Origin of the sequence: Sphaerisporangium corydalis, assembly GCF_025506355.1 — a bacterium.
Taxonomy (GTDB): Bacteria; Actinomycetota; Actinomycetes; order Streptosporangiales; family Streptosporangiaceae; genus Sphaerisporangium; species Sphaerisporangium corydalis.
This window is the reverse complement of record NZ_JANZYP010000096.1, coordinates 1-25,588: the sequence shown is the minus strand read 5'-3', so window position 1 is coordinate 25,588 and position 25,588 is coordinate 1. Positions and strand designations below refer to the sequence as shown.

Here is a 25,588-nt window from a genome sequence, read left to right as displayed (position 1 = left end):
GGAGCGGGCCGGGAGGGGGCGGCGGGGCGGGGTGGGGAGGACCCGGCGGGGGTCCGCGCGACCGACCGCAGCCGCGCGATCGCGTCCTTGTGCGACAGCCGTTTGGTGTGGTCCTTCTCCAGCATGGCCTCGAGGACCGGCCGCAGCGGCCCCGCCTGCGTCGCCGGGTCGGCCTGCTCGGTCATCAGGGCGGCCAGCGTCTCGCTGACGGAGTTCCGCTCGTACGCGGGCCGTCCCTCGACCGCGAAGTACAGCGTCGCGCCGAGCGACCACAGGTCCGACTCGGGGCCGGTGTGGTCGCCCCGGGCCCGTTCGGGGGCCGTGTAGCCGGGGGAGCCGATCACCATGCCGGTCTTGGTGATGTTGCTGTCGCCCGCGGCCTTGGCGATGCCGAAGTCGGTGAGCACGACCCGGCCGGTGTCGGTCAGCAGCACGTTGCCGGGCTTGACGTCGCGGTGCAGGATGCCCTGTTCGTGGGCGGCGGCGAGGGCTCCCAGCAGGTCCAGGCCGATCTCGGCGACCAGCCGCGGCGGCAGCGGGCCCTCCTCGTCGATCACCTGCTCCAGGGACCTGGCCTCGACCAGCTCCATGATGATCCACGGGCTGCCGTCGACCACGATGGCGTCGTGGACGGTGGCGACGGAGGGGTGGGCGATCCTGGCGGCGACGCGCCCCTCGCGGATCATGCGTTCTCGCAGCTCAGCGCGCTGCTCCTTGCTCAGCCCGAAGTCCTGGCGGATCTCCTTGACCGCGACGGGACGGCCGAGGAGACGGTCGTGGGCGCGCCAGACAGTGCCCATCGTCCCCCGGCCGAGGGGGGTGATCAGCTCGTATCTGTCGGCGAGCAGCCGCCTCTGCTGTTCCGGCATGACTAAGAAGATAGCGATAGTGCCTTGAGAATTGCTTTCGCCTCACTAACGCATATTTTTTGGCCAGAAGCGGCGCGGCAGGACCATGCGCATGATTTCGGACAATTGGCGGATCACCTGGCCCGCGTCGGGGCTCGCGGGAGCCCGCCGGCGGCCCGCCGCGGGGTCCGGCGACTTGCGGTGGGACCCCTCCGCCGACCGTTGCGGCCCGCGCGGCCCTGAGTCGTGCGGCGGGGGCACGTAGACCGCGCGGTCGGGCCGGGCGTCGGCCCGGTGCTGGCCGCGGTGGGACGGCCTGCGTGGCGCCGCCGGGATGGTGTGCGGCCCCGGCGGCGGGCCGCCCGTCGTGGCCTGCGAGCGGGACGCCGGGCGGTGCGGTCCGCCGAGCGGCTCCTCGGCCGAGCCGCCCGCGGCGACGCGGGCGAGCATGAGCGAGGCCCGCATGCCGTCGAGCCGGGCGTTCGGGTCGATCTGCAGCAGACCACGCAGGACGGGCGCGAGCGGCCCGGCGAGGTCCATCGGGATCGGCTCGCCGCTGGTCAGCGCGGCCAGCGCCGCCGCGGCCGTACGACGCCCGTGCAGGCCCCGGCCCTCGACGGCGGTGTAGAGGGTCGCGCCAAGGGACCACAGGTCGGCCCCGGGGCTGGCCCGGTCGCCGAGGACGCGCTCGGGCGCGATGTACCCGGCCGACCCGAGCACGATGCCGGCCTGGGTGATCGACGCGTCGCCCTCGAACGCGGCGAGGCCGAAGTCGGTGAGCACCGTGCGGTCGTCGGTCACGAGCACGTTGCTCGGCTTCACGTCGCGGTGCAGGATGCCCTTGGCGTGCACGGCCCGCAGCGCGCCGAGGACGTGCCTGCCGATCTCGGCCACGCGGCGCGGGGGGAGCGGCCCGTTCTGCTTGACGAGCTCCTCCAGCGACCGGGCGTGCAGGAGCTCCATGACGATCCACGGACGATCATCCTCGGTCACCACGTCGAAGACGGTGATCACCGAGGGATGGGCGACCATCGCGGTCGCCCTGCCCTCGCGCTCGGTCCTGGCGCACAGCTCGGCCCGGAGTTCCTCGTCGAGGACCAGCGGGAGGCGCACCTCCTTGACAGCCACGTCACGGTCGAGAAGACCGTCGTGAGCGCGCCAGACGGTGCCCATGCCCCCGCGTCCAACCGGCTCGAGAAGCCGATAACGCGAGGCTAGCTCGTATCCGGCCGGGGCGCGCATGGGTGGCAGCTTACCGATTCGTTTATCGCCGCCTGTAGAGGCCATGCCGATTCCTGTTGAGACCTTTGGTCAGATCTGGTCAGATCCGGCGACCGATTGTGAGCACAGGACCACTCGGATCCTGGAAGAAGTCGTCCCCCTTGTCGTCCACGACGATGAACGCGGGGAAGTCCTCGACCTCGATCTTCCACACCGCCTCCATGCCGAGCTCGGCGTATTCCAGCACGTCGACCTTCTTGATGCAGTCCTGGGCGAGCCGGGCGGCCGGGCCGCCGATCGAGCCGAGGTAGAAGCCGCCGTGCTCGCGGCAGGCGTCGGTGACCTGCTTGGAGCGGTTGCCCTTGGCCAGCATGACCAGCGACCCGCCCTCGGCCTGGAAGCGCTCGACGTAGGAGTCCATGCGACCGGCGGTGGTCGGCCCGAAGGACCCCGAGGCGTACCCCTCGGGCGTCTTGGCGGGCCCGGCGTAGTAGACGGCGTGGTCCTTGAGGTACCCGGGCATCTCCTCGCCCGCGTCCAGCCGCTCGGCGATCTTGGCGTGCGCGATGTCCCTGGCGACGACGAGCGGGCCGGTCAGCGAGAGCCGCGTCCTGACGGGGTAGCGGGTCAGCTCGGCGAGGATCTCGCTCATCGGCCGGTTGAGGTCGACCGCCACCACGTCGTCGGAAAGGTGCTCGTCGGTGGTCTCGGGCAGGAAGCGGGCCGGGTCGGTCTCCAGCCTCTCCAGGTACACGCCCTCCGGCGTGATCTTGGCGAGCGCCTGCCGGTCGGCGCTGCACGAGACCGCGATCGCCACCGGGCACGAGGCGCCGTGCCGGGGCAGCCGGATCACGCGCACGTCGTGGCAGAAGTACTTGCCGCCGAACTGGGCGCCGATGCCGAGCCCCTGGGTGAGCTCGAAGACCTGCTTCTCCAGCTCGGTGTCGCGGAAGCCGTGTCCCGACGGCGAGCCCTCGGTGGGGATGGAGTCGAGGTAGCGGGCGGAGGCGTACTTGGCGGTCTTCAGCGCGAACTCGGCGCTGGTGCCGCCCACGACCACCGCCAGGTGGTACGGGGGGCACGCGGCGGTGCCGAGGGAGCGGATCTTCTCCTCGAGGAACTGGAGCATCCGCTTCTCGTTGAGCACGGCCTTGGTCTCCTGGTACAGGAACGACTTGTTGGCGCTGCCGCCGCCCTTGGCCATGAACAGCAGCTTGTACTCGTCGGGGTGGCCGTGCGGGTCCTCGGCGTAGAGCTCGATCTGCGCGGGGAGGTTGCTGCCGGTGTTCTTCTCCTCCCACATGGTCAGCGGCGCCATCTGGGAGTAGCGGAGGTTCAGCTCGGTGTAGGCGTCGTACACGCCGCGGGAGATGTGCTCGGCGTCGGCGCCGTCGGTCAGCACGTGGCGGCCCCGCTTGCCCATCACGATCGCGGTTCCGGTGTCCTGGCACATGGGCAGCACGCCGCCGGCCGAGATGCTCGCGTTCTTGAGCAGGTCGAGGGCCACGAACCGGTCGTTGCCGCTCGACTCCGGGTCATCGACGATCTTGCGGAGCTGGGCGAGATGAGACGAACGCAAATAATGGGAAATATCGTGGATGGCAGTCTTGGTAAGCAGGCGGAGCGCCTCGGGATCCACCTCCAGGAACACGCGGCCCGCCGCCTCGACCCTCCGCACCCCCTCCGCCGTGATCAGACGGTATTCCGTCTCATCCGGGCCCATCGGAAGAAGGTCGGTGTAGTCGAACTCGGGCATCGCCTGTGCTCCTCCGTACTCGTGGCGCTCGCCGCCGTCCTGTGCAGGGTACGGCTCCCCGTGGTCGTCCCCTGACGCGGGGCTGTCCACCCTTGCACCAATCATGGGCGTGCGGTGACGTCTTCCCACGCTCGCAGCACGAAGTCCTTTATGTCGGAGTTTCATAATAAAACTACGGACTTCACATGAGATCGGGGGAAATCATGGATCCAGGACTTGTCGTCGTCGTGGTACTCGGGGTGCTGGGGATCGCCTCCGCGCTGGGCGTCACGCTCGTCACCATTGTCCTGCGCGGCATCAAGGGGGAACCCTCCCTCTGGCCGGTGGCCCCCGACCAGCGGACGCCCTCCGACCAGGAGGGCCTCCCCGAGGGCCCGGCCCGCGAAGGTCTCGCGGGACCGGACACGGCGCCGCCTTCCGGCGAAGCCGAGCCCCCCGAGTGGACCGGCCCGGAACTGGCCGGCGAGGATCTCCGGCCGCTAGGAACGCACGAGGAGAGGCACGCCGTGCCGGGCCGCGCCCGCTGGTGGTGACGGCGAAACCGCCGCTCACGGCACCCGCGCGCCGCTCGTGCGAGCCGGCCGCCCAGGACCATAGTTCGTCTGAATGTCAGGACAAAGTCTTGACTCGTGGCTTTCTGATACCTAGAACTGGGGAGGCGTCATGAGCTGATCGAGCCGCGGAGGCACTATGCGTGTGGGTCTGTTGGGTCTTGGCCGCATCGGAGCGTTTCACGCGACGACGCTCGCCGCCCATCCCGAAGTCGGCGAACTGGTCGTGTCGGACGCCGACGAGGTGCGGGCGAAGGAGGTGGCCGGCCGGGTCGGCGCGAGCGTCGGGGACGCCTTCGCCACCGACGCCGTGGTGGTGGCCACCCCCACGTCCACCCACGCCGAACTGATCCTGCGAGCCTGCGAGGCCGGGATCCCCGTCTTCTGCGAGAAGCCGGTCGCGCCCGGCGTCCAGGAGACCGCGCGCGTCGTGGACGCGGCCGCGCGCACCGGCACCCTGGTCCACATCGGCTTCCAGCGGCGCTTCGACGCCGGGTACACCGCCGCCCGCCGCGCGCTGCGCGAGGGCGGGCTGGGCGAACTGCATCGTGTCCACCTGCTGACGGCCGACCCCCGGCCCCCGGCCGCCGCCTACATCCCGCTGTCCGGCGGCATCTTCCGCGACTGCCACATCCACGACTTCGACATCCTGCGCTGGGTCACCGGCCGCGAGGTGGAGTCGGTGTACGCGACGGGCGCCAACCGGGGGGCCGCGTTCTTCGCGGAGGCCGGCGACGTCGACACCAGCGCCGCGCTGCTGACCCTCGACGACGGGACCCTGGTGACGATGCAGGGGTCGCGGTACAACGGCGCGGGGTACGACGTGCGAATGGAGCTGGCGGGCACCCGGGAGACGATGGTGGTGGGGCTGGACGACCGCGTCCCCCTGGCCTCGGCCGAACCCGGGGCCGGGTTCCCCGCCGGGGAGGCGTGGCCCGACTTCGGCACCCGCTTCGAGGCGGCCTACGTCACCGAGATCGGCGCCTTCCTGGACACCGTGCGCACCGGCGGCCCGAGCCTGTGCACCGCCGAGGACGCCCTGGCCGCGCTGCGCGTCGCCGAGGCGGCCGAGCTGTCCCGCCGCGACGGGCGCGCGGTGCGGGTCGCGGAGGTGGCGTCATGAGCGGGCCCCTGGGGACGAGCGGGCCCCTCGGGTCTTCCGAAGTGAACGACTCCGAGGTGCCCGCTTCCGAGGTGAACGACTCCGAGGCGCCCGCTTCTGAGGTGAACGCTTCCGCCGGGCCCGCGCGGATCGCCGCCGCGCCGATCTCCTGGGGGGTGTGCGAGGTGCCGGGCTGGGGTCACCAGCTCGACCGCGAGCGCGTACTCGGCGAGATGCGCGCGCTCGGCCTCACCGCCACCGAGCTGGGCCCCGACGGTTTCCTGCCGCCGTCCCCCGAGCACCGCCGCACGCTCCTCGACTCGTACGGCCTGCAGGGCATCGGGGGTTTCGTCCCCGTCCTGCTGCACGACCCCGCCTACGACCCGGTCCCGGAGGCGCGGGCCACGCTGCGGGCGTTCGCCGAAGGGGACGTCGGGACCGTCGTGCTGGCGGCGGCGACCGGCACGGACGGCTACGACGAGCGGCCCGTGCTCGACGCCGAGGGCTGGAAGACGCTGCTGGCCAACCTCGGGCGCCTGCTGGAGGAGGCCAAGGAGTTCGGCCGGGCGCTCACCCTCCACCCGCACGTCGGCACCATGATCGAGACGCGGGAGGAGGTCGACCGGGTGCTCGACGGCTCCGGCACGCCACTCTGCCTGGACACCGGCCACCTTCTCATCGGGGGCACCGACCCGCTCGACCTGGTGTCCAGGGCCGCTGCCAGAGTGGCACACGTCCACCTCAAAGACGTGGACGCCACGCTCGCCGAGCAGGTCAGAGCAGGAAAGCTCACCTACACCGACGCCGTGCGCGCCGGCATCTACCGGCCGCTCGGCCGGGGCGACGTCGACGTGGCCGGCATCGTGACCCGGCTCGGCGCCGCCCACTACCAGGGCTGGTACGTCATGGAACAGGACGTCGTCCTCGACGGGGAGCCGCCCGAGGGCGAGGGCCCCGAGGCGGCGGTCCGCGAGAGCCTGGCGTACCTGTCGGGCCTGGCGCACCCCGGCCCCGAGGCCCGGCCCGGGTACGGCCCGCCGGACGGCCGCCCATGACCGACGTGCTCACGATGGGCAGGGTGGGCGTCGACATCTACCCGCTGCAGATCGGCGTCTCGCTGCGCGAGGTGGAGACCTTCGGGAAGTACCTCGGCGGCAGCCCCACCAACGTCGCGGTCGCCGCCTCCCGGCTGGGCCGCGACGCCGCCGTGATCACGCGCACCGGCGCCGACCCGTTCGGCGTGTTCATCCACGACGCGCTGCGCTCGTACGGGGTGGACGACCGCCACGTCACCGAGGTCGCGAGCCTGCCGACCCCGGTGACGTTCTGCGAGATCCGCCCGCCCGAGGACTTCCCGCTGTACTTCTACCGCTTTCCCAAGGCCCCCGACCTGGAGATACACCCGGAGGAGCTGGACCTTTCGGCGATCAGGGACGCGCGCCTGTTCTGGGCGACGGTCACCGGCCTGTCCCAGGACCCGTCCAGGAGCGCGCACTTCGCCGCCTGGCGGGCACGGGGACGCGCGCCGCTGACCGTGCTCGACCTCGACTACCGGCCCATGTTCTGGAGCTCGCCCGAGGCGGCACGCGAATGGGTGCGCGAGGCGTTGCGGCACGTCACCGTCGCGGTGGGCAACCTCGACGAGTGCGAGGTGGCCACCGGCACCCGCGAACCGTACGCGGCGGCCAGGGCGCTGCTGGACCAGGGCGTCGAGCTGGCGGTCGTGAAGCAGGGCTCCAAGGGCGTGCTGGGCATGACGGCCGGGGAGACCGTGGAGGTCCCGCCCGTACCGGTCGAGGTGGTCAACGGGCTCGGCGCCGGCGACGCCTTCGGCGGGGCGCTGTGCGACGGCCTGCTCGGCGGGCGGAGCCTTGAGGAGACACTGCGCTTCGCCAACGTGGCGGGCGCGATCGTGGCGGGACGGCTCGCCTGCGCGCCGGCCATGCCCACAGCCAAGGAGGTCCAGGACGTGCTCTCGGGGGAAGCCCATGCGTGACGAGGATCGCAGGAGGCTGGCCGAGTACCGCGCCAGGTACCCCGAGAAGATCGCCCAGGCCGCCGCGGAACGCCGGCGGCGGCCACTGCTGGCCGACCGCGACCAGCTCCTGATCATCGCGGCCGACCATTCCGCCAGGGCCGCGCTCGGCGTGCGCGGCCGGCCGATGGCGATGGCCAGCCGCGTCGACCTGCTCGACCGGCTGTGCGTGGCGCTGGACCGGCCCGGGGTCGACGGCCTGCTCGCGACCCCCGACATCGTCGAGGACCTGCTGCTGCTCGGCGTGCTGCACGACAAGGTCGTGATCGGCTCGATGAACCGGGGCGGCCTGCACGGCACGGCGTTCGAGTTCGACGACCGCTTCACGGCCTACGACACCGACTCGATCGTCCGCATGCGGCTCGACGGCGGCAAGATGCTGTGCCGCATCGGGGTGCGCTCCGCCGAGACGGCCGCCACCCTGGAGTCCTGCGCGCGGGCGGTGACCGCACTGGCCGGTCAGGGCCTGACCGCGATGATCGAGCCGTTCTGGTCGCACCGCGACGAGGGCGTCGTCCACCACGACCTGTCCCCCGAGGGCATGATCCACGCCGTCCACGTCGCCCAAGGGCTCGGTGCGACGTCCGCGCACACCTGGCTGAAGGTCCCGGTCATCGACGGCATGGAACGTGTCATGGAGGCGACCACCCTGCCCACCCTGCTGCTCGGCGGCGACCCCTCCGCCGCGCCCGACCAGGTGTACGCCTCCTGGGGCAAGGCGCTCCGGCTTCCCGGCGTGCGGGGTCTCGTCGTGGGGCGCGCGTTGCTCTACCCTCCTGACGACGACGTCGCCGCGGCCGTCGACATCGCCGCCGGGCTGCTGGAGGTGACCTGATGTCCTACATCCCCGCCGGTTCCACCGCCGAGGCGCCCTGGGCGCTGCGGATCTCCCCCGATACCGCGGGCTGGACATACGCCGGCCTGCGGGCGCTCACCCTGTCCGGCGAGACCGTCGAGTTCGGCACCGGCGAGGAGGAGATGCTGGTCCTGCCGCTGTCCGGGTCGTGCGCCGTCGAGTGCGACGGGGTGCGCCTGGACCTGCGCGGGCGGGAGTCGGTGTTCTCCGGCGTGTCCGACTTCGCCTACCTGCCGATCGGCTCCACCGTGCGGATCACCGGCGACGGCCGCTTCGCCCTGCCGTCGGCGCGCGCGACCCGCCGGCTGCCGGTGCGGTACGGGGCGGCGGGCGAGGTCCCCGTGGAGGTGCGGGGGGCCGGGCAGGCCAGCCGCCAGGTCAACAACTTCTGCGCCCCGGACGCCTTCGAGTGCGACAAGCTCATCGCCGTCGAGGTGCTCACCCCCGAGGGCAACTGGTCGTCCTACCCGCCGCACAAACACGACACGCCCGGCGAGGACGAGGCCGTGCTTGAGGAGATCTACTACTTCGAGGGCGGACCCGGGTACCAGCGGGTGTACGGCTCGCCCGGCCGGCCCATCGACGTGCTCGCCGAGGTGGGCTGCGGGGACGTCGTGCTGGTGCCGCACGGCTACCACGGGCCCTCGATGGCGGCCCCCGGCTACGACCTGTACTACCTGAACGTGCTCGCCGGCCCGGCCGCGAAGCGTTCCATGGCCTTCTGCGACGACCCCCGGCACGCCTGGATCCGGTCCGGCTGGGAGGGGGTGCCCGTGGACCCCCGCGTCCCGATGACCTCGGCCCTCCCAGGGCCCGGCGTGCGCGAGGCTCATTCGACCGGCGAGCCGGAGGAGACGGCATGACGACGATCCGGCTGACCGTGGCGCAGGCGCTGGTGCGCTTCCTGTCCGAGCAGTGGAGCGAACGCGACGGCGTCGAGCAGCGGCTCATCGAAGGCTGCTTCGGCATCTTCGGGCACGGCAACGTCGCCGGCGTCGGCCAGGCGCTCGCCGAACGCGGCGCCGGCCTCGGCGACCCGCTGCCGTACTACCTGGCCAGGAACGAGCAGGCCATGGTGCACACCGCCGTGGGCTTCGCCAAGACGCGCAACCGGCTCTCGACCTTCGCCTGCACGACCTCGATCGGCCCCGGTGCCACCAACATGGTCACCGGCGCGGCGCTCGCGACGATCAACAGGATCCCGGTGCTCCTGCTGCCCGGCGACATCTTCGCGACCCGCGCCGCCGGCACCGTCCTGCAGGAGCTGGAGGACCCCCGGTCGTACGACATCAGCGTCAACGACTGCCTGCGGCCGGTGTCGCGGTACTTCGACCGGATCAACCGGCCCGAGCAGCTCCCCGCCGCCCTGCTGGCGGCGATGCGGGTGCTCACCGACCCGGCGGAGACGGGCGCGGTGACGCTGGCCCTGCCCCAGGACGTGCAGGCCGAGGCGTACGACTGGCCGGCCGAGCTGTTCGGCCGCCGGGTCTGGCACGTCGCCAGGCCGATCCCCGACTCCGCCGCCGTGGAACGGGCCGTCGAGGCGATCAAGCACTCCCGCCGGCCGCTGATCGTCGCCGGCGGCGGCGTGATCTACAGCGAGGCGTGGGGGGAGCTGACCGCCTTCGCCGAGGAGCACGGCGTGCCGGTCGGCGAGACGCAGGCCGGCAAGGGCGCCCTGCCGCACGACCACCCGTGCGCGCTCGGCGCCATCGGGCACACCGGGACGTCCGCCGCCAACATGATCGCCCGCGAGGCCGACCTGGTCATCGGGGTCGGCACGCGCTACACCGACTTCACCACGGCCTCGCGCACGCTCTTCGGGGACGCCCGGTTCGTGAACCTCAACGTCACGGCCTTCGACGCGGCCAAGCACTCCGGGATCATGCTCGTGGGCGACGCCCGCGAGGGCCTCGCGGTGCTGGACCTCACGACCTGGAAGGCCGACCCGTCCTGGACCGCCCGCGCCGCCGGGCTGGGCCGCGCCTGGCACGACCGGGTGTCGGATCTGGTCGGCGGCGACAAGCTGACGCAGCCGGTGATGCTGGGCGTGCTGAACGAGGTCGCCGGCACCGACGGCGTGGTGGTCAACGCGGCCGGGTCGATGCCCGGTGACCTGCACAAACTGTGGCGCGCTTCCGACCCGAAGGCCTACCACGTCGAGTACGGCTACTCCTGCATGGGCTACGAGATCGCCGGTGGCCTCGGGGTCAAGCTGGCGGCCCCGGAGCGCGAGGTGTTCGTGCTGGTCGGCGATGGTTCGTACCTCATGATGGCCCAGGAGATCGCCACCGCCGTGCAGGAGGGCGTGAAGCTCATCATCGTGATCGTCGACAACCACGGCTTCGCCTCGATCGGCGGCCTGTCGGAGGCCGTGGGCGCCCGGCGGCTCGGCACCTCCTACCGCCTGCGCTCGCCCGGCGGCGGGCTGGACGGCCCCTACCTGCCCGTCGACCTGGCCGCCAACGCGGCGAGCCTCGGCGCGGGCGTACTCCGCGCCACCGACCCCGAGTCGCTGCGCATCGCCCTGACCAAGGCCAGGGAGGCGACCGGGACCACGGTCGTCCACGTCGAGACGGTACCGGGCCCCTCCCCGGAGACGACCGCCTGGTGGGACGTCCCCATCGCCGAAGTCTCCACCACCCCCACCCTCCACGAATCCTACAAAAACACCAAACGCTCCCAAAACCCCTACCTATAAAGACCCCCGGCCGAGGCAGCCCGACCCCACCTCAAAGGTCCTCGCCTCCGGCTCGGGCGTTTTTTTCAGGGGAGCCTCCGGCCCCCGAACGAGGGGCAAGCCCCTCGAGCTCCCCATATACGGGTACCTGGCTCATACGGGTACCTGGCTTGAACCCCAGCCTGCCGTCCCTGGCACCCGTCCTCCACGCGCCGACGTGAGCGACCGCCACACCCCGGTCAGCACGCTCACGGTCCGCATGCCGGCTACGGAGCAGAGCACCGGCCAATATGGGAAGCCGTCCCTCCCGAGGCAGATCTGGACGGGGCCTTGCTGTGAGCGTGGCCTGGCACACGTCAACGAGCAGGGCCGATTCAACCGATCACCCTGCGTCGGGGGTTGGGCTAACGTGATATCCATGAATCGCGTCCAGCAGTATCAAGCCGCCTCCATCGCGGTGCTCGCAGGCTGGCTGGCCGATCACTCCAATGAGGAGACACGCTGGCGCCTGGTCGCCGAATTCCTGGAGGAATATCGGCACGAGCCATCTGTGGTCCGGCTCGACCTGTTGTCGCTGGAGCCCTCCAGTGTGGGTGATGCCCACTGGGACGTCTTCCTCGCCGCACTCGCCGAGCATCTCGCCGCGAAAGACGGCCATGCCGGCCCTTCCTGAGCCGAATCACGGCGACTCCACCAGTTCTGGTTCCCGTTCAATACCCCGGCAGCCCGTGTCGACGCCTTCGTCCATGCACCAGCCTCCTTCCGTCGCCGTGGAGTCTTCATCCACCCCCAGGAAATAGAGGTCGCATGAACGACGTCCCGCTCCTTGATCAAGGTCCTCGCCTCCGGCTCGGGCGTTTCCTAGGGGAGCCTCCGGCCCCCGAACGAGGGGCGAGCCCCTCGAGCTCCCCATTACCAGCCACGGCATGAGGCAAGGTTCTCAGCGCGCCGACGTCGGTTCTCGTTCTCCATGATCCAGCGGCGCCCGCCCACGAGCGCCGTTGCCGCCGCTCAAAAGAGCCGCGTCCCTGAAGCTGTTCGATCTCGATGCGCTCGCGCACGCTTGCGTGTCACGCTGGGTTCACGTGCTGGAAGTACTTCATCGAGTCCGCGAAGAACGCACAGCCCAGCCTGCGGGGGGATGGCATGGAGGCCCGTGGGGAGATCGGTCAGCGAATCGCGCGGGCGCGTAAGCGCCGTGGTCTGTCTCAGGGTGTTCTCGCCGGGCTGATCGGCAGGTCCGAGAGCTGGCTCAGTCAGGTCGAACGCGGGCAGCGCGGAGTGGACAGTCATGCTGTACTCGGAAACCTGGCGAGCGTCCTGGGTGTACCGGTCTCGGACCTCACCGCGAGTGAGGCGGGGAACACCATGGCGGAGTACACGGCGGCGGCCGGCATCCGGCAGGCCATGATGGGCTACGACGGCCTGGCGTCCGTGATCGATCATCGACTCGGAGAACCGACCCACGAAAGCCTCACGTGGCTGAACGATGAGTTGCGCACCGTCAACCGGCTCTACCAGGCGACACGGTACGACGAGGCAGGACAACGGCTGCCCGCACTCATCATCGCGACCGAGATCGCCAGTCGGAACGCTCCTGCCGGTGAACGCCGATCTTGGCACAGCTTGCGGGCGCTGACCTACCACTCTGTGGCGACCACGTTGAGCAGGGTGGGGGAAGCCGAGCTGGCCTGGACGGCGGGCGATCGGTCTCTGTCGGCTGCCGAGCACGCGGAGAAGCCCGTGCTCGCGGCGGTGAGCGCCTACCGGCTCGGGTACATCTTCGTGCGGCTGAACGAGCCGGAGAGGGCCCTGCGGATCGCCGTACGCGCGGCCGAGGCGCTTGAACGCTCGCTCAAGAAGTCCGATCCTGAACACCTGTCGGTGCTCGGCGGCCTGTACCTGGTGGCCGTGACGGCTGCGGCGACGCGGTTCGATCGTGCGACCGTGGATGCCTTCCTCCGTCAGGCTCGGCGCGTGGCGGAGCTCCTCAATGGAGATCGCAACGACTACTGGACGGCTTTCGGGCCGAGCAATGTGGCGATCCATGAGCTGTCGTCGGCGGTCACCTTCGCGGATGCCAAGCAGGCGATCAGCATCGGCGAACGCATGGACGTCTCGAACCTGGCCTCCGGCCTGCTCGGCCGCCGCTCCCAGGTCCACCTGGATCTGGCACGGGCGTACGCCGTCCAGCGTAAGGACGCCGCGTCGGTGAACATGCTGCTGGCGGCGGAACAGGTCTCCCCCGAACTCGTTCGCTACGACACGCGCACCGCCGAGCTTCTGGTCCAGCTCGTCAAGCGTGAGCACCGTCCGAGCACTCCAGGACTTCGGGGCCTGGCCCGCCGTGCGGGCGTGATCTGACCCGTACTTTCGTCCGGCTCATTTACCTCCACGGAGGTACGGCTTCCCGTACGGGGCGGTACCTAGCTTTCCCTCTACGCGCTGAGTGATCAGCGTGACCGTTTGCGTCAACAGAGGGGAACGATGATGATGTTCGCCACTCGCGGCTCCACCCGCGCCGACCAGCACAGCGCCCAGCTCGGCGAACTGGCTCGTCTCCTGCGCGAGCGCGGCGTGCCTCACCTGGTGAGCACGCGAATCAGGCTGAAGATTCACAATGCCGCCCACGGACCGAGATCGTCGCTGTCCTACGGCTCCCCCGAACTGGACGTGTGGTCCACGGACGGCACGCCAATCACCACCATCACCGTCGACGACAGCCAGAAAGAAGCCGCCTATTCCATGCACCCCCCGGGTGACGCGCCTCAGCGCCTATGCCCCATCGCAACCCCGGCCGAAGGGGCCGACATCATCGCCGCCCTGGTCCGTATGGGGAGCACCGGAAACGCCGAGACGGCCGGCTGAGGTCCGAGCCAGGTACCCGTATATAGCACAGGGTCATGTCCGGGCAAACGGGTGTAGACGATCAGGGTGTGGGCTGGTGGGGGCGGGTTCGCGGTCATGGAGTTTGGACAGGAGGTTGTTGCTGGCCATCTCGGTGGGCGTCCGTCCTGCACGTGGTCACGGCCGGGTACATCTTCCGATGGAAGCAGAACATGAAGCAGACCCACACGACTCCGGAAACGACATGAAGAAGCCCCATACGACTCCGGAGACGTTCCTGGGTGTCGGTTACACAAGGGACCGGGCCGGTCTGCCGCTTGAGGCGGTGCGTGTTCCCGTCCCGCGGCCGGTGGCGGACCAGGTTTTGATCCGCGTCGCCGCTTCGTCGCTCAATCCGCTGGAGTACAAGCTGGCCGAGCTCAACTTCATGGGACGGACGCCCCCCGTCATTCTCGGTTTCGACCTGGCCGGCGTGGTGGTCGATGTTGGTCATGACGTCACCCGCGTGGCCGTCGGTGACGAGGTGGCCGCCATGGCCGACCTGAACGGTGACGGAGGCTGGGCCGCAACGCCCGGTAGCGGCGGAGCCTACGCCGTCGCGCGCCAATTCCTTACCGCCCGCAAGCCGCCGTCTCTGAGCTTTCGTGATGCGGCGGCGCTGCCCATGTGCTTTCTGTCCGCTTTCGCCGGCCTGTACGAGGCAGTCCATGACGGTGACACGATCTACATTCCGGGTGGTGGGGGCGGTGTCGGGCATCTGGCCGTGCAGATGGCGGTACGTGCCTTCGGGGCGCGAATGGTCATCAGCAGCGGCGGCAGGCCGGAATCGATCACGCTGGCCAGGCGGTCCGGCGCCCAATTCGTCTTCGACTACAAGCGTGACGACATCGCCGCCGAGATCGCGGAGCTGACGGATGGCCGGGGTGTCGACCTTGTCTTCGACGCCACCTACAGCGAGCAGAGCTTCGCCGAGACCGCGAAGACGGTCCGGCGGGGTGGCAGGTGGATCGTGCTCGGTGTCGGCCCTGGCAAGACAACACGTTTGGCCGAGACGTCCAGTCCGGTTGATGCAATTTTGGTCGAGCGCGAAGCCGAGCATGTCAATGTCAATCTGCTGCGCTACTTCTCCGAACCCGGCATCGCGGACAGCGCGGCGCGTGACTTGTTCGAGCGCGGGATGAACCAGGCGATGGAGTGGGCCCGCGAAGGACTCGTGATCCCGCATGTCGGCCAGACCATAGACAGCACCGTCGAGGCGATCAACACAGGCTTGCGCTCACTGAAGGCGGGCACCAGCGCGCTGGGCAAGATAGCAGTGACCGTGGACCCAAGCTGTGCGCGGAAGAGTGACGGCCGATCGGCCGGATGATAGCGCGTAAGCCTCGAAGTCGAGATTCTCGATTTACATCGGTTGGGATCAGCGGACGTCGCCCATGTTCGCCTGCCGCGTTCAGTGCGCCCAGCATGATGCGTTCGACTGCGACTGCACCGCCTCCTTCCAGCTCGGGTGCCTGATGGGACCTCGTGGGCCAGCGCCTCGGTGACGCCGAGCATCAGGGTCATCCCCTCGCGTCAACCTGGCCGAATCTCCGGCCAAAATATGAGCCAGAGATTATATTATGTGAATGGCCTGGGAGATCGTCCTGCTGGAACCGGTCGAGTCCTGGTTCCTCAAGCTCTGTGAGAGTGATCCAGATTCGGCGACCCTCGTCGAGAAGGCGATCGATCGGCTCGCCGAGGTCGGTCCCACCCTCGGTCGCCCCTTAGTGGACACGTTGGAGGACGATGACCTGAACAACCTCAAGGAGCTCCGGCCAGGCTCGCGAGGGCGGTCAGAGATTAGAATCATCTTCATCTTCGACCCTGACAGAGAAGCGGTCTTCCTCGTAGCCGGGGACAAGGCAGGCAAGTGGTCGCGCTGGTACGAGGAGGCGATCCCGCTGGCCAAGTCTCGCTACGTGGAGTACCGCGCGGAGAAGAAGGCCGAGAAGACCAAGGAGGACAGGCGATGAGCCCTGCGCGCCGCTGGCAGGAGGTCAAGGCTGAGGCCCACCGGCTCCATCCCGAGCTGGCCACTCCCGAGCGACAGGCTGCGGCCGAAGCCGAACTGGACGCGTACGTGGCGGGCTATCACCTGAAAGAGCTGCGTAAGTCACTGGGCAAGACCCAAGCCGAGGTCGCCGCCGCGCTCGGCATCTCCCAGTCACGGGTCTCCCAGATCGAAAATGGTGACCCCGACGCCATGGAGCTGGAAACCCTCCGGGCCTACGCGGCCGCACTGGGGGGACACGTCGAGGTGACGATCAGTGTCGGCCCGCACTCCGTCAAGGTCGCCTGAGACTGGGCGCGGGCCAGTGATCGCTCGCTTTGAGGTGGGGGATCAGGCCTCGGTGAGGTGGGGGGTTGGGAGGTGGGGGCGGGGTTGGAAGCCGCGGGCCAGGAGGATTATGGCGGCGGCGAGGACGAGGGGGGCCGCGAAGGCGATCTGGTAGTCGGCGGCGTCGGCGATGCCGCCGACCAGGGCGGCGCCCACGATGAAGCCGACGTAGTTGAAGATGTTCACGCGGGCGATGGCGACGCCCGTGCCGGCCGGGTCGAGGCGGCCGGCCGCCGAGAACGACTGCGGGGCCACCACTGACAGGCCCACCCCGGCCAGGGCGAACGCCGCGATGGCCAGTGGTTCGTTCGGCGCGGTGACGATGCCGGCGAACCCCAGGGCGGCGAGCAGGCCGCCGACGCGGACGATCGCCGCCGGGCCGTACCTGCGGACGGCGAGGTCGCCGCCGATCCTGACCACGAAGGTCGTCGCCTGGTACGCCCCGAGGGCCAGCGGGATGACGGCCGCCGTCGAATGCATGATCTTATCCATGTAGACGGAGCCGAAGTTGGAGATCGAGGCGTCGCCGACGTACAGGAAGGCCATCGCCAGGCACAGGGGGAGGATCGGCCGCCACGGGAAGCGGACGCCCGTCGGAGCCGAGCCCATCGGAGCCGAGCCTGCTGGGGCCGAGCGCGCCGGAGCCGAGCCTGCCCGAGCCGCGTTCGGCCGAGTCGCCTCCGCCAGCGCCGCGTCCGCCGGTGTCGTCTCGACGTGTTCTTCCTCGGGGGCGTACAGCTTGGGTCCGGCGATTACGGCGATGGTGACGCCGACCACCATGGCGGCGGCGAAGGTGACCGGGAGGGTGAGTTCCAGGGCGCCGGCCGCTGAGGCCCAGACCGCGCCGATGACCGCCGCCGCGCTCCACAGGGCGTGGAAGCCGGTGAGGATGGCCCTGCCGTACGTGCGCTCGATCGAGACGGCCTGCATGTTCATGCCCGCGTCGACCGAGCCGAGGCACAGGCCGAAGAGCACGTTCGCGGCGACGAGCTCGGGGACGTTGGCCGCGAGGCCCGCCAGCACGACCGCGAGACCCGCGAGCGGCTGGGCGACGCGGAGCAGCCACCGGCTGCCGTACCGCTTGGCGATCTCGCCCGCGAGTACGCTGCCGACGCCCGCGATGAGCGGGACGACCAGCAGCAGGATGGACAGCTCGCCGTCGCTGAGGCCGTGCTTCTTCTGCAGGGCCGCCACCTGGGTGAGCAGCGTCGCGAAGGTGAGGCCCTGCACGAAGAAGACGGCGAAGGTGGCGAGGCGCGCGCGCCGGTCACGGGAGGTGGGCACCCGGGGCCTCCGATACGAAGAACATGAGGCTAAGTCAAGTTTCGCCAGGGTATGGTCACCGTCCGCGCCGGTCAATGGCCTGGACCGGGGTCGTATGCCTGGATCCGCGGAGCCCTGGACGGTTCACCGGGATGTCCCGGTCCTGGGCGGCGCGCCTGGATCCGCGGAGCCCGGGGGGCGCGCCTGGATGCCCGGGTCTCCGAACGGCCTATCGGGATGTCCCAGCCCTGGGTGGTGCGCCGGGATCTTTTGTGTTCGGGGTGGGTGTGCTTGGTCTCCGGTGCCGCTTCAAGGGTGGGGTCAGTCGATGAGGCGGGCGGACATTTTCCAGACTGCGAGGGACCACATCAGTGCGACGAAGAGCAGCAGGACGCCGACGTGGGCGAAATCGTGCCAGCCCAGGTTGCCGAAGACCGAGTCGCGGACCAGTTCGACGCAGTGGTACAGCGGGTTGACCCGTGCGGCGCCCGCCGCCCACGGGGGTAGCTGGTCGACCGGGAAGAATGTGCCGGCGACCAGGAACATCGGCGCGAGTACGCCGCTGATGATGTAGTCGAAGGAGTTGATCGACGGCATGATGGCCGACACCCAGATGCCGAACAGCGCGAACGCCAGGCCGGTCAGGAACCCGACGAACGGGACCAGCAGCATGCCGGGGCCGAGCGGCAGGCCGAAGGCGATCCCGACGACCATGGGCGCGCAGCCGTACACCCCCGCCTTGGCGGCGAGCCACGACGCCTCGGCGGTCACCAGTTCGTGGACGTCGACCGGCGCGGCCAGGACCGCGTCGTAGGTGTGCTGGAAGGTGCGCCGGATGAAGGTGCCGAACATGGCGCCGAAGGCGCTGATGAACAGCACCGACGTGGCGACGACGCCGGTGGCCACGAAGTCGCGGTAGTCGTAGCCGTACGCCGTGCCGATCAGCGAGCCGAAGCCGAACCCGAACGCCAGCAGGTAGATCGTGGGCTCGACCAGGGCGGCGAAGGAGGTGGACGCCCAGTGGCGCCGGTAGAGCGCCAGCTCCCGGCTCCACACCCCGCGCACAGGAGCCCACTCGAACCACCCGATATCGCCCGCTACGCCGCCGGGCTCCGCGGTCACCGGGTCGGCGGCGGTGGGTGCGGTCATTCGACACTCTCCCCGGTCAGGACGACGAAAACGTCTTCGAGGCTGGCGGCGCGCTGGACGGAGGGCGGGCCGAGCCGGTCGCGCAGCGACTCCGGTTGCCGCTCGGCGGCAAGGACCGAGACCGACGGGCCGGTGCGCCGGGTCGCTACGCCCGCCTGCCGGGCCAGCTCGGCGATCTCGGCGAGCCGGTCGGGCGGGCCGTGGTGCTCGTCCACGCGGGCGCCGGCGTGCTCGGCGATGAGGTCCGCGGGCGTGCCGCGCGCCACCACCCGGCCGCGCGACATCAGCGCGCACTCGTCGGCCAGCCGCTCGGCCTCCTCGATGTAGTGGGTGGACATCAGCGTGGTCACGCCCTCGGCGCGCAGGGCGGCCACCAGCGACCACAGCTCCTGGCGGACCTGGGGGTCGAGGCCCACGGTCGGCTCGTCGAGCAGCACCAGGCGGGGACGGTGCACAAGCCCCCTGGCGATGAGCAGCCGGCGCCGCATGCCCCCGGAGAGGTCGTCGGCCTTGGTGTCGGCGCGGTCGGTGAGCTGGGCGACCGCGAGCGCGCGGTCGACCGCCGCCACCCGGTCGCCCTTGGGCACGCGGTAGAGGTGGGCGAAGACCTCGAGGTTCTGCCGGGCGGTGAGCTCCTCGTCGAGGTTGTCCTGCTGGGGGACGACGCCCATCAGGGCGCGGGCCTTCTTGGACTCCTTGGGAAGGACGTTGCCGAGGACGGTGATCTCGCCCTCGTCGGCGCGCGACTGCGCCGTGAGCATGCGCATCGTCGTGCTCTTGCCCGCCCCGTTGGGCCCGAGCAGGCCCAGGCAGACGCCGTAGGGGACCTCCAGGTCGAGGCCGTCGACCGCGGTGATGGCGCCGTACCGCTTCACCGCGCCCCGGATCGAGATCGCGCTCAGGGTGTGGTCCGGCAGCAGGCCGTCCCGGGATCCCGCTTGCAAGGTAGCCACGCTGACACCTTAGGAAACAGGTCCGACAGTTATCCAATGGGTTTCGGCCCGCCCCAGGGACGCGCACCACAAGGGCCGGGCCCGCCGCCTGATCACGGCCCGGATCCGCCGCCCGGGGCAGGGCCAGATGTTCCTGACGTCGATCGACATGCAGGCCCGATGGGATCCGCCGCCCGGGTCAGGGCCAGACGCGTTCGCCGCTGGGGACGTCCGCGGCGGGGGACATCCGCACGGCCCGGGTGTCCTTGACGGTGAAGGCGTCCACCACATGGCGGTTGTGCACCAGGAAGCCGATGACCCCCGCCACGGCCTGGCCGCCGCGCTCGGCGCGCGCCTGGCCGGTCAGCAGGTAGATGTGCGGAGCCGACAGCTTGTCCAGCAGGAACCTGCGGCCGTGCCGGTGGACGTCCTGCAGCGCCTTGACCGGTATCGGCTGGTCGGAGGTGAACCAGATGGCGACGTCCCAGAAGGGGAGGTCGGGGTTCGGATCGGCCGACTCCTCGTAGCAGGTGACGCAGCCGTGACGGGCGTCCTGCCCGTGGGGGCACGCCCAGAAAGCGGCATCGTCCCTGTAGCTCACGCGGTCGGCTCCTTCTTGCGCAGGTCGGCGATCAGCTCGGGCCGCCTCCCCGGAGGCCGGCGGCCGTAACGGGCCGAGGTCAGATAATTCTGACTGATCTTCCGTCCTGATGTGCTTCGTACCTGGCGGTATTCCGCCGGGTCATGGTGATAGGGGTGCGTCGGGGGGTGATTCGCAGGTTAATGTCGAGGCGTGGATGCCGAACGCCGAGCGCGTTACGACCGCTGGAACGACCGCTGGAACCACCAGGGGGCCCCGGCCCTCCGGCAGTTCCTCTCCGGCATGCTGAACGGGCAGACCGCCGACCGGGGCCAGGGGCCCGCGCCGCACGAGCTGAGGGCCTCCGACGCCGACCGCGAGCGCGTCGCCGACGTCCTGCGTGACGCCGTCGCCGACGGCAGGCTCACCCACGTGGAGCACGAGGAGCGCATCGAGCGGCTGTACACCGCCCGCACCCTCGGTGAGCTGGCCGTCCTCACCTCCGACCTGCTGCCGGAGGATCTCCAGCCGCTGCGCGCGGACGGGCAGCCGGTGATGGCGCTGTTCCGTTCCGAGCAGCGCGGCGGGCGCTGGGTGGTGCCCTCGCGGTACTCGGTCACGGCCGTCGGGAGCGGCGTGACGCTCGACCTGCGCGAGGCGCTGCTGCAGAGCAGCCACATCACCGTCCAGGCCACCGTCGTGGGCGCGACGCTCACGCTGATCGTCCCGGAGGGCGTCCGCGTGATCATCCCCGCGTCGGCCGTACTCGGCGGGAAGCGGAACCAGGTCCCCGAGACCGCCCCTCCCGGCGCGCCGGTGATCGAGATCACCGGCATGATCATGATGGGCAACGTCATCGCGAAGGCGCCGAAGCCGCCGAGACGCGGCTGGTCCAAGCGCCGCAGATCCTGACCACGGCCGGGCGTGTCGCGTACGGCCATACCGGGTCGATTCCGGCGATAGGGGCCAGGCCGGGGCCGGTGGTGTCCCGCCAGGCGGGGCCGGTGGTGTCCCGTACGGCCGGGCCCGGTGCGGCGGCACCGCCGCCGGATCAGGTGGCGCTGTCGAAGTTGATCGCGCTGTAGGCGCGGAGCTTCCACAGCTGGTGCTCGCTCTCGACCTTGCGCACGGTGCCGGACCGGCCGCGCATGACCAGCGAGTGGGTGACCGCCGCGCCGCTGCGGTACCGGACGCCGCCCATCAGCTCGCCGTCGGTGATCCCCGAGGCCGCGAAGAACACGTCGTCGGAGGACACCAGGTCGTCGGTGGTCAGCACCCGGTCCAGGTCGTGCCCGGCGTCCAGCGCGCGGCGGCGCTCGTCGTCGTCACGCGGCCACAGCCTGCCCTGGATCACCCCGCCCAGGCACTTCAGCGCGCACGCCGCGATGATGCCCTCGGGCGTGCCGCCGATGCCCAGCATGAGGTCGATGCCGGTGTCCGCCCGCGCGGCCATGATCGCGCCGGCCACGTCTCCGTCGGTGATGAACGTGATGCGGGCCCCCGTCTCGCGGATCTCCTTGACCAGGCCGTCGTGGCGGGGCCGGTCGAGGACGACCACCATGACGTCGGACGGTGAGGCGCCCTTGGCGCGCGCGACGGCCGCGATGTTGGCGGCCACGGGGGCGTTGATGTCCACGGTGTCGGCGGCCTCGGGGCCGGTCGCCAGCTTGTCCATGTAGAACACCGCCGAGGGGTCGTACATCGACCCGCGCGGGCTCACGGCGATCACCGAGATGGCGTTGGACATGCCGAGCGCGGTCAGCCGGGTGCCGTCGATCGGGTCCACGGCCACGTCGCACTCGGGACCGCTGCCGTCGCCCACGCGCTCGCCGTTGTAGAGCATCGGCGCGTTGTCCTTCTCGCCCTCGCCGATGACCACGACGCCGTCCATGGACACCGTGTTGATCAACTGGCGCATGGCGTTCACGGCCGCGCCGTCCGCGCCGTTCTTGTCGCCCCTGCCCACCCAGCGCGCGGCGGCCATCGACGCCGCTTCGGTGACGCGGACCAGTTCGAGCGCCAGGTTACGGTCGGGCGCGCGGTCCTCTGTGGCCAGTGCGGGTGGAACGGACGTCTGTTCCGACATGGTGACAAGCCCCTCTATTTACGACGAAAGGCGATCGGACGCCCTGTACTGGACCTACCAGGTTCCCTGCTTTCTAATCCAGCCGGGTGCGACGATCGTAGTTGTCCCACTTCGGCGGCCGACGGAGGGATACTGTCACCTGCATGAGCAGCGACACGGAACGACCGGTGACTGTGCGCACCTCGGAACGCGGCGCCGCCACGCGCGGCGCGCTCTTGGACGCCGCCAGGGAGATATTCGTCACACGCGGCTTCGCCGAGGCCGGGGTCACCGATGTCGTCTCCAGGGCGGGCGCCAGCGTCGGCAGTCTGTACCACCACTTCTCCGGCAAGGCCGACCTCTACCTCACGCTCTTCGACGAGTTCCAGACCCGCCAGACGCAGCTCACCAAGCAGGCCGTCCAGGCGGCGCGCGCCGAGGGCGAGTCCGACCCGATGCGGCTGTTCATCGCCGGTGCCCGCGCCTACCTCGAAGGCTGCTTCGACGAACGCGAGCTGGCCGCGCTGTTCCTGCGCGGGGACGGCCCGCCCGGCTTCGAGGTGATCATGCGTGACCGCATGCGCCAGTGGGCCCGGCGCAACGCCGCCCTGTTCGAGGACGACCGGGGTGCCCTGGTCGTGGTCGTGACCGGCGCGCTCGCCGCCGCGGTGTCGGAGGTGGCGCTGGCCGAGGACGTCGCCGCCTCCCGCAGGCTCAGCGAGGACGTCCTCACGATCATCAGCCACATCCGCCGCCCGTAACCCGTACGCCCGCGGCCCTTCCGCGCGTCGGAAGGGGAGATCGAATCCGGTGGTGCGCGTCCGGGGGCGCCCCTCCAGGCCGGTATTCTCGCTGGCTGTGCGCCGATTCACCGAAGGCTTCTACGGATACGCGTTCGCCGTGCTGGTCTGCCTGGCACTGGTCGGCGTCTTCCTGCTGATCGCGCCGCAGAGCCGCCAGGAGCACATCCCGAGGGTCGACTACTCGATGACCCTGGCCGCCCTGCGCCGCGCCGCGCCGTACGAGGTGCGGGCGCCCGAGCCGGTACCGGCGGACTGGGTGCCGAACAGCTCCACCGTCGACCAGCGGAAGTACGTCACCTGGCGGCTCGGGTTCGCGACGGCCAGGCGGTCGCACGCCATGCTGGCCCAGAGCGACGAGCCCGGCCCGGAGTTCGCCAACCGCCTCGCCAACACCGACAAGGTCACCGGGCACCGGCAGATCAACGGCACGGCCTGGGAGGAGCGCTTCCGCCCGGACAAGAAGCAGCGCTCGCTGGTCAGCGTCCAACCGGGCGTGACGGTCGTGGTCACCGGCCTGGCCGACTGGGACGAACTGACCCAGCTCGCCGCCTCGCTGAAGGCACAGCCGTCGTCGTCCCCGGTCTCGACGGCGGTCCCGACACCATCGGCGACCCCCACCTCCTAGGGATGCGCGAGCGCCTCCTAAGGACGTACGAGCGTTCACGCCTGGGGACGCTGGAGAACCCACAGGGAATCGGCTGAAGGCGGGCGGGCTCAGAAAGGGGCTTCCTCCGGGCCGGTGGCGGGCTCCTCGCGCCGGGCCATCGCCGCCGCCAGCCGCACCCGCGCCCCCTGCAGCCACTCCTCGCAGATCGCCGCCAGCCTCTCGCCGCGCTCCCAGAGCTCGATCGACTGCTCCAGTGTGAGCCCGCCGGCCTCCAGGCGGCGCACCACCTCGGTCAGCTCCTCGCGGGCCTGCTCGTACGACGGGGTCTCCGCTTTCTCCTCAGCCACGCCACCACCCTATGGGCACGCCCGTCAGGCGGGCGGCTTCGCGGCCGTGACGTGGACGCGGTCGTCGGAGAAGCGCACGCTCAGCTCGTCGCCCTCGCCCACGCTGGACGCGAGCCGCACGACCTCCCCGGAGGGGAACTGCACGATGGCGTAGCCGCGCTCCAGAGTGGCCGCGGGGGACAGCGCGACCAGGCGGGCCCGCAGGTGCCCCAGGGAGTCCTCCGCGCGGTCCAGGGACGAGGTCAGGCAGCGGCGCGCGCGGTCACGTAGGCCGCCGGCCTGCTCGGCGCGGCGCTCGATCTCGCGTACGGGGTCGGCCAGCGAGGGCCGGGACCGGACCGCCGTCACCCAGGCCGTCTCCCGGTCGAGCCGGCCGGCCACGACGCGCCGCCCCCGGTCGCGAAGCGCCCCCACCAGGGCCAGCTGCTCACCGACATCGGGGACGATCTTCTTGGCCGCGTCGGTCGGCGTCGAGGCGCGGACGTCGGCCACCAGGTCGAGCAGGGGGTTGTCCTGCTCGTGGCCGATGGCGCTGACCACGGGGGTGCGGCAGGCGGCGACCGCGCGCACCAGCGACTCGTCGGAGAACGGCAGCAGGTCCTCGAGCGAGCCGCCGCCCCGGGTGATGACGATCACGTCGACCTCGCGGTCCGCGTCGAGCTTGTGCAGGGCCTCGGTGACCTCGCCGACCGCGTACGGGCCCTGGACGGCCACCGCCTCCACCTTGAAGCGGACGGCGGGCCAGCGGCGGCGCGCGTTCTCCAGGACGTCGCGCTCGGCGGCGGAGTCACGCCCGCAGATCAGCCCGATCGTGCCCGGCAGGAACGGCAGGCGGCGCTTGCGCTCGGTGTTGGCGAGCCCCTCGGAGACCAGGATCTGGCGCAGCCGCTCCAGCCTGGCCAGCAGCTCGCCGATACCGACCGGCCTGATCTCCAGCGCCGTGAACGCGAACGAGCCCCTGTTGACCCAGAAGTCGGGTTTGACCAGCACGACCACCCGCGCGCCGTCGACCGGTCTCGGGACGGTCGCCTCGTACACGCCGCGCGGGCAGGTGACGCGGGCCGACACGTTGGCGATCGGGTCGCGCAGGGTGAGGAACACGGTGCCGCCGCGGGACGACAGGTCGGTGATCTGGCCCTCGGCCCAGACGGTGCCGAGCTTGCCGATCCACTGCGACACCATCTGCAGCACCGATCGGATGGGCAGGGGCTTCTCCGGTGAGGTCTTCGCCGTCATGCGCGCAGCCTACAAACCATCGGCGCCGCGCCACGGCCTCGCGGCGCCGGTCACCCTTCGGCTTCGAGCTTGGCCAGGCGCTTGGCGTACATCTGGAGGATGTCGTCCCTGGCCGAGGTCGCCTTCTCGTACGCGATCAGCTCGCGGATCTGGTCGGCGGACCTGCCGCGCAGCCGGGCGCGCAGCGAGGCCATGGTCAGGTCGGCGTACCCGGGCAGCGGCTCGGCCGGCGCGGCGGCGGCCTTGGCGGGCGCGCGCGGCGCCCTGGGCTTGCGGGCGGCGGCGGGCTTGGCGGCGGACGCGGCCTTGGGAGCGGCGGGCTTGGCCGCGGTG

The 25,588-nt window shown here is 70.7% G+C and carries 26 protein-coding genes and 1 pseudogene; 16 read left to right on the top strand and 11 right to left on the bottom strand.

Annotated elements, in window-relative coordinates; genetic code table 11:
- From NYZ98_RS38920 to NYZ98_RS38910, 3 genes are all read right to left on the bottom strand, one after another.
- On the bottom strand, positions 1-869 hold an 869-nt coding region (locus NYZ98_RS38920), incomplete at its 3' end, for a serine/threonine-protein kinase (protein ID WP_262850096.1).
- 45 nt (positions 870-914) lie between these two features.
- Entirely contained in the window at positions 915-2,090 is a 1,176-nt protein-coding gene (locus NYZ98_RS38915; protein WP_262850094.1) for a serine/threonine-protein kinase, read from the bottom strand.
- A 79-nt stretch (positions 2,091-2,169) separates the two neighbouring features.
- Positions 2,170-3,825, bottom strand: coding sequence for a fumarate hydratase (locus NYZ98_RS38910; protein ID WP_262850098.1), 1,656 nt, complete (start codon positions 3,823-3,825; stop codon positions 2,170-2,172).
- A 185-nt stretch (positions 3,826-4,010) separates the two neighbouring features.
- Here NYZ98_RS38910 and NYZ98_RS38905 point away from each other — a divergent pair, with 185 nt between their 5' ends.
- From NYZ98_RS38905 to NYZ98_RS38845, 13 genes are all read left to right on the top strand, one after another.
- Positions 4,011-4,358, top strand: a complete 348-nt coding sequence (locus NYZ98_RS38905; RefSeq protein ID WP_262850092.1) for a hypothetical protein — start codon at positions 4,011-4,013, stop codon at positions 4,356-4,358.
- Positions 4,359-4,515: 157 nt separating this feature from the next.
- Positions 4,516-5,499: a Gfo/Idh/MocA family protein gene (locus tag NYZ98_RS38900; RefSeq protein WP_262850090.1), complete on the top strand. Its 984-nt coding sequence runs from the start codon at positions 4,516-4,518 to the stop codon at positions 5,497-5,499.
- Complete coding sequence (locus NYZ98_RS38895; protein ID WP_262850088.1) at positions 5,496-6,533, top strand: TIM barrel protein; 1,038 nt, start codon at positions 5,496-5,498, stop codon at positions 6,531-6,533. Before NYZ98_RS38900 ends, NYZ98_RS38895 begins: the two co-directional genes overlap by 4 nt.
- Positions 6,530-7,474: a 5-dehydro-2-deoxygluconokinase gene (gene iolC / locus NYZ98_RS38890; protein ID WP_262850086.1), complete on the top strand. Its 945-nt coding sequence runs from the start codon at positions 6,530-6,532 to the stop codon at positions 7,472-7,474. Before NYZ98_RS38895 ends, iolC begins: the two co-directional genes overlap by 4 nt.
- Positions 7,467-8,348 carry a Cgl0159 family (beta/alpha)8-fold protein gene (locus NYZ98_RS38885; protein ID WP_262850084.1) on the top strand — a complete coding sequence of 294 codons (882 nt, stop codon included), beginning with the start codon at positions 7,467-7,469 and terminating at the stop codon, positions 8,346-8,348. The genes iolC and NYZ98_RS38885 overlap by 8 nt, the downstream gene beginning before the upstream one ends.
- Positions 8,348-9,232 (top strand): 5-deoxy-glucuronate isomerase, encoded by an 885-nt coding sequence (gene iolB / locus NYZ98_RS38880; RefSeq protein ID WP_262850082.1) that lies wholly within the window; start codon positions 8,348-8,350, stop codon positions 9,230-9,232. The genes NYZ98_RS38885 and iolB overlap by 1 nt, the downstream gene beginning before the upstream one ends.
- A complete protein-coding gene (iolD, locus tag NYZ98_RS38875; protein ID WP_262850080.1) occupies positions 9,229-11,070 on the top strand; it encodes a 3D-(3,5/4)-trihydroxycyclohexane-1,2-dione acylhydrolase (decyclizing) in 1,842 nt (613 codons plus the stop codon). The genes iolB and iolD overlap by 4 nt, the downstream gene beginning before the upstream one ends.
- Before the next feature lie 397 nt (positions 11,071-11,467).
- Entirely contained in the window at positions 11,468-11,722 is a 255-nt protein-coding gene (locus NYZ98_RS38870; RefSeq protein WP_262850078.1) for a hypothetical protein, read from the top strand.
- A 374-nt stretch (positions 11,723-12,096) separates the two neighbouring features.
- Positions 12,097-13,413 carry a helix-turn-helix domain-containing protein gene (locus NYZ98_RS38865; RefSeq protein ID WP_262850076.1) on the top strand — a complete coding sequence of 439 codons (1,317 nt, stop codon included), beginning with the start codon at positions 12,097-12,099 and terminating at the stop codon, positions 13,411-13,413.
- A 123-nt stretch (positions 13,414-13,536) separates the two neighbouring features.
- Positions 13,537-13,917, top strand: a complete 381-nt coding sequence (locus NYZ98_RS38860) for a hypothetical protein (RefSeq protein WP_262850074.1) — start codon at positions 13,537-13,539, stop codon at positions 13,915-13,917.
- Between the two features lie 118 nt (positions 13,918-14,035).
- Entirely contained in the window at positions 14,036-15,265 is a 1,230-nt protein-coding gene (locus NYZ98_RS38855) for a quinone oxidoreductase family protein (RefSeq protein WP_262850072.1), read from the top strand.
- Between the two features lie 256 nt (positions 15,266-15,521).
- Positions 15,522-15,908, top strand: a complete 387-nt coding sequence (locus tag NYZ98_RS38850; protein WP_262850070.1) for a type II toxin-antitoxin system RelE/ParE family toxin — start codon at positions 15,522-15,524, stop codon at positions 15,906-15,908.
- On the top strand, positions 15,905-16,234 hold the full coding sequence (locus NYZ98_RS38845; RefSeq protein WP_262850068.1) for a helix-turn-helix domain-containing protein: 330 nt from the start codon (positions 15,905-15,907) through the stop codon (positions 16,232-16,234). Before NYZ98_RS38850 ends, NYZ98_RS38845 begins: the two co-directional genes overlap by 4 nt.
- Positions 16,235-16,276: 42 nt before the next feature.
- On the opposite strand, the gene NYZ98_RS38840 is transcribed toward NYZ98_RS38845, so the two are convergent.
- The 4 genes from NYZ98_RS38840 to NYZ98_RS38825 all read right to left on the bottom strand — a co-directional run bounded on the left by NYZ98_RS38840 (position 16,277) and on the right by NYZ98_RS38825 (position 20,218).
- Positions 16,277-17,557, bottom strand: a complete 1,281-nt coding sequence (locus NYZ98_RS38840) for an MFS transporter (protein WP_262850066.1) — start codon at positions 17,555-17,557, stop codon at positions 16,277-16,279.
- 300 nt (positions 17,558-17,857) lie between these two features.
- Entirely contained in the window at positions 17,858-18,685 is an 828-nt protein-coding gene (locus NYZ98_RS38835; RefSeq protein WP_262850064.1) for an ABC transporter permease, read from the bottom strand.
- Positions 18,682-19,605: an ABC transporter ATP-binding protein gene (locus tag NYZ98_RS38830; protein ID WP_380706793.1), complete on the bottom strand. Its 924-nt coding sequence runs from the start codon at positions 19,603-19,605 to the stop codon at positions 18,682-18,684. The genes NYZ98_RS38835 and NYZ98_RS38830 overlap by 4 nt, the downstream gene beginning before the upstream one ends.
- Positions 19,606-19,816: 211 nt before the next feature.
- A complete protein-coding gene (locus NYZ98_RS38825) occupies positions 19,817-20,218 on the bottom strand; it encodes a hypothetical protein (RefSeq protein WP_262850060.1) in 402 nt (133 codons plus the stop codon).
- 192 nt (positions 20,219-20,410) lie between these two features.
- Here NYZ98_RS38825 and NYZ98_RS38820 point away from each other — a divergent pair, with 192 nt between their 5' ends.
- On the top strand, positions 20,411-21,109 hold the full coding sequence (locus NYZ98_RS38820) for a DUF1707 SHOCT-like domain-containing protein (RefSeq protein WP_262850058.1): 699 nt from the start codon (positions 20,411-20,413) through the stop codon (positions 21,107-21,109).
- 139 nt (positions 21,110-21,248) lie between these two features.
- Here the strand turns inward: NYZ98_RS38820 and glpX are convergent, their stop codons facing one another.
- Positions 21,249-22,283 carry a class II fructose-bisphosphatase gene (gene glpX / locus NYZ98_RS38815; RefSeq protein WP_262850056.1) on the bottom strand — a complete coding sequence of 345 codons (1,035 nt, stop codon included), beginning with the start codon at positions 22,281-22,283 and terminating at the stop codon, positions 21,249-21,251.
- Between the two features lie 143 nt (positions 22,284-22,426).
- Between glpX and NYZ98_RS38810 the strand changes: the two genes are divergently transcribed.
- Positions 22,427-23,023 (top strand): TetR/AcrR family transcriptional regulator, encoded by a 597-nt coding sequence (locus NYZ98_RS38810; RefSeq protein WP_262850054.1) that lies wholly within the window; start codon positions 22,427-22,429, stop codon positions 23,021-23,023.
- A gap of 97 nt (positions 23,024-23,120) precedes the next feature.
- On the top strand, positions 23,121-23,690 hold the full coding sequence (locus tag NYZ98_RS38805) for a DUF4245 domain-containing protein (protein ID WP_262850052.1): 570 nt from the start codon (positions 23,121-23,123) through the stop codon (positions 23,688-23,690).
- 89 nt (positions 23,691-23,779) lie between these two features.
- Here the strand turns inward: NYZ98_RS38805 and NYZ98_RS38800 are convergent, their stop codons facing one another.
- The 3 genes and pseudogenes from NYZ98_RS38800 to NYZ98_RS38790 form a co-directional block, all read right to left on the bottom strand.
- Entirely contained in the window at positions 23,780-24,019 is a 240-nt protein-coding gene (locus tag NYZ98_RS38800) for an exodeoxyribonuclease VII small subunit (protein ID WP_262850050.1), read from the bottom strand.
- Between the two features lie 24 nt (positions 24,020-24,043).
- On the bottom strand, positions 24,044-25,255 hold the full coding sequence (gene xseA, locus NYZ98_RS38795; protein WP_262850048.1) for an exodeoxyribonuclease VII large subunit: 1,212 nt from the start codon (positions 25,253-25,255) through the stop codon (positions 24,044-24,046).
- Positions 25,256-25,305: 50 nt separating this feature from the next.
- Positions 25,306-25,588, bottom strand: a pseudogene (locus NYZ98_RS38790) (hypothetical protein); the annotation flags it as partial.